This window comes from Vibrio sp. 10N.286.48.C11 (genome assembly GCF_041469805.1).
Classification (GTDB): Bacteria; Pseudomonadota; Gammaproteobacteria; order Enterobacterales; family Vibrionaceae; genus Vibrio; species Vibrio crassostreae_C.
This window is the reverse complement of record NZ_JBFRLK010000046.1, coordinates 87,717-88,241: the sequence shown is the minus strand read 5'-3', so window position 1 is coordinate 88,241 and position 525 is coordinate 87,717. Positions and strand designations below refer to the sequence as shown.

Annotated in this window: 1 protein-coding gene; it reads left to right on the top strand. The window is 39.8% G+C overall.

Annotated features, from left to right (window positions below; translation table 11 throughout):
• Nucleotides 1-113: 113 nt before the first annotated feature.
• On the top strand, nt 114-467 hold the full coding sequence (locus AB4209_RS12860; protein WP_017068500.1) for a membrane protein: 354 nt from the start codon (nt 114-116) through the stop codon (nt 465-467).
• The last annotated feature ends 58 nt before the right edge of the window (nt 468-525 follow it).

The following is a 525-nucleotide window of genomic DNA, read 5'->3' as shown; positions in this document are numbered from 1 at the left end:
CAATCACCGAAATACGCAAGCATGTAACATATGCAACAAGCAACTAATTCGTGACCATCAACAAGATAATACCGTATCATGTGCGTGATTAAATTAACCTAGGAATCAATCACATGGAAAATACTGAAGTAATTAATACGGGGCTCTCAGAGAAGGACAAAAATGCAAAAACTCATGCCATCATCGCGTATGCGTTAATGCTATTAGGCTTCTTTACTGGTATTAGTTTTCTTGCAGGTGGTATTTGGGGCATCGTTAAAAAGTCCGATGCTCAAGGGACTGTCTTTGCGGATCACTACGACAACATCACCAAAACATTCTTTGTTTCGATTGTGCTTACTATCATTGGCGCTCTAACAGCCGTTTTTGTTATTGGCTATGTTGTTCTTCTTGTTGCCGCGATCTACACGCTTTGGAAGTTGATTGCTGGTTTAGCAAAAATTACTTCAGACAAGAGTTTTAATTAATATGAAAAGATGCGAAGCCGCAGCTTTAAAGCGACGGCTTCGTCTATTCGTCTATTCG

Bases quoted from the DNA above. Each gene is read 5' to 3' on its own strand.
- AB4209_RS12860 (WP_017068500.1), top strand. From the start codon at position 114: ATGGAAAATACTGAAGTAATTAATACGGGGCTCTCAGAGAAGGACAAA.